Consider the following 2,498-nt stretch of genomic DNA (forward strand, 5'->3'; position numbering starts at 1 on the left):
CTTGAGTACCTCATATTATTCCAGGCACGATGATCAGGCTTTTATGTTGATGGTGGTATGTTCCATTGTTATCGTTTTATCGGACAGGGATAAAAGTGTATTTAAAAGGTGCTCTCGCTCCGCCTTGTTCTGGGCATCCAACTCGAATGAGCCGGTTCTGTTCTTGGGTTCGGCCTGAAGCTCGGCCAGCAGGTTAAAGGTACCGTCTTCATTGCGTGGTGTCGTCCAGGTCTGATGGACATACGGGTCAGGGTGGTCTTCAAGGGCAGCTCTGGCGCTGAGAACGGCCAGGCTTAAGAAATCCTGGATATTACCTTGTTCATGAAATGAGCTCGCCAGTGCAAGCATATCTGCAGAACTCATCCGGGTTAAATCATGACCTGAGGTGATCTTGACCGAGGTTGTCTCAGCAGTCACCTCAATCTGCTGTACTCTGCCGGTATTGTCTTCCTGATCCATACGTGCCCTGGCGTTTTCTCCAAAATATGATGCGCTGTATAGCTGTCCAAAATGAGAAGGGATCTGCATATCCTGACCTCCTTTTATAATGATCTTCGCGAATCAGAACATGGACAAAAGGGTCTCATACTCCAGGGAAGATGCTCCCTCGCTATACGTGATAAAGGCCTGACCCGCAGGACTCTTACTTCCGATACCGTATCTGGCCACTGCTGCCTTGGGATCTTGGGCATAGGCTGTGGCAAACTCCAGGTGGCGCTCTGTGGCTGCAATGGTTTCCTTGGTAGATGCGGCAGCACGGAAGGCCTGGGAAAATGTCTGGGAGTCGTTCAGGGCTGTTTGGAGCCGGTCATTGTCCTGCTTGGAGAGGTTGGAGGAGACATTAATTTGTCCTTTCTTGTCTATATTGACTTTTATGCTGGCTGAATCGGTAATGCCAAGATCGGAAAGCACCTGCTGGAAAGCCCCATCCGCGACTTTGTGTTTTTTCTCGGCAAAGGCTTTCATCTCATCAAGGGTAATTTTTCCGTCTTTTCCCGCACCGTCCATGAAATTTTCCATAAGACTTGCAATGCTCAGGGCAAAATTTTCCTGCAATTTTTTCCCCTCCTGGGAAAAACTTACTTTGTCCTGATTCGGGCTGCCCAAAGAGGATTTATTAGCGGTGGAAGGTGGCAGCGTGCCGTAATACCGGGTGATGGCCGTATTTGAAGCTTGAGAGATTTTCATCATACCTCCATTTTATGAATTAAGATACTGATAAAATGAAAGTTATGCAAAAATGGGGCCGTTGCTTAGTGGCGTTTTTGAGGCGCATTCGAACAGCAGATCGTACATCACCCGCCGGGCGAGCCGGCACAGGGGGGGGAAGAGATCAGACATGGTGAAAACAGCATATAAGGCCTGGTCTCCGGGTAAGTCAGCCACACATGACAAAGCCCAGGATTCAGGAGACAGGGTAAATGCTGCGGTTGTGTAGTGACAGTTCACGTTCTTATCCGGGGAGATCTGCTTTGCATGCATTGATTTTTTTTTTGCAATAATTCCCGGGCGGGACCATACCGGGATACAAACAACGGGCAGCACCTGCAAAAGAAACTTCATTGCGCCTTTCAAGGTAACTTGTCTGGTGACAAGGCAGAAGTCAGCAGATGCCATAGTAGCCAAATGCCGGGAGTAATGCCCCGGACAGGGTGAAGGGCTGAAAGTCAGGAGCGAAGGAAAAGGTATCCATTTGCTCTGTACATACAATGAATCCGAATGGATGAGTAGTGTACAGGCGCATGATGGGAAAACCATTCTTCAAGCAACTTACCCGGTTACGGCTCGGTACTCTTGATTAAACGCCCTGTGCGGACCCGCACGCAGGGTGTTGTGGGGGCTGGGGGATTAAAACCCCCGGCTACCCGATTGGGTTTTTAAGAATTCATGAACATCACTTTCACTACGCAATCGAAATTTTTGTTTTGAAAAATCGTTGAATAATTTCCTATGCCCTGAATATGAATTCAGGTTTTTCCGATCATAATATTGGGATGCCCATTCAATTAATTCCTTTAGCCCTTGCTCCGATTCTTCTCGGTTCATGTGTTTCTTACTTTCAGAACCTCGAATACCGAGCCTTTTAATACATATTTCCAATGGAATATCGAGCCAAATAATTATGTCCGTGTTTTCAATGAAATGTTCTGCAATTTTCCCGAAAACACCCTCTGCAACCCAAGAAGACATTTTTTTGCTTTCATTAATGAGGGACAAAATCTCGTTTGATTCTCTTTTTTTATCAAATCCTCCGGGTTCCCAGAAAATTTCATCAAAATGAACAATAGACATGGAGTAGATGAAGGACATTTTTTTTGCCAACCATGTCTTTCCGCTACCGCTGTTCCCAAATATTACGATTCTCATTTCAAACCTCTCGCGGTAGGAACGCCAGTTACCCAGCGCCCCCCGCACAGACCCGGACGTGCGGTTTTCCCGCATCCGGTTCCTCGGTTATACTCGCTTTCGTGTAAGACTTTTGTTTATGTAAACACCCG

4 protein-coding genes are annotated in these 2,498 nt (G+C 47.0%); all 4 read right to left on the reverse strand.

The window, feature by feature from the left end; translation table 11 throughout:
* Positions 1 to 33: 33 nt before the first annotated feature.
* The 4 genes from ACYQ2M_RS24935 to ACYQ2M_RS24950 all read right to left on the reverse strand — a co-directional run bounded on the left by ACYQ2M_RS24935 (position 34) and on the right by ACYQ2M_RS24950 (position 2,367).
* Entirely contained in the window at positions 34 to 528 is a 495-nt protein-coding gene (locus ACYQ2M_RS24935) for a hypothetical protein (protein WP_459919113.1), read from the reverse strand.
* 33 nt (positions 529 to 561) lie between these two features.
* Positions 562 to 1,191, reverse strand: coding sequence for a hypothetical protein (locus ACYQ2M_RS24940; protein WP_459919114.1), 630 nt, complete (start codon positions 1,189 to 1,191; stop codon positions 562 to 564).
* A gap of 39 nt (positions 1,192 to 1,230) precedes the next feature.
* Positions 1,231 to 1,617, reverse strand: coding sequence for a hypothetical protein (locus ACYQ2M_RS24945; protein ID WP_459919115.1), 387 nt, complete (start codon positions 1,615 to 1,617; stop codon positions 1,231 to 1,233).
* Positions 1,618 to 1,848: 231 nt separating this feature from the next.
* Positions 1,849 to 2,367: a P-loop NTPase family protein gene (locus tag ACYQ2M_RS24950; RefSeq protein ID WP_459919116.1), complete on the reverse strand. Its 519-nt coding sequence runs from the start codon at positions 2,365 to 2,367 to the stop codon at positions 1,849 to 1,851.
* Positions 2,368 to 2,498 lie beyond the last annotated feature (131 nt).

This window comes from Desulfocicer niacini, from assembly GCF_054657595.1.

Excerpts from the sequence above, each read along its gene's own strand:
- ACYQ2M_RS24935 (WP_459919113.1), bottom strand. The coding sequence starts at position 528 with ATGCAGATCCCTTCTCATTTTGGACAGCTATACAGCGCATCATATTTT.
- ACYQ2M_RS24940 (WP_459919114.1), bottom strand. The coding sequence starts at position 1,191 with ATGATGAAAATCTCTCAAGCTTCAAATACGGCCATCACCCGGTATTAC.
- ACYQ2M_RS24945 (WP_459919115.1), bottom strand. The coding sequence starts at position 1,617 with ATGGCATCTGCTGACTTCTGCCTTGTCACCAGACAAGTTACCTTGAAA.
- ACYQ2M_RS24950 (WP_459919116.1), bottom strand. The coding sequence starts at position 2,367 with ATGAGAATCGTAATATTTGGGAACAGCGGTAGCGGAAAGACATGGTTG.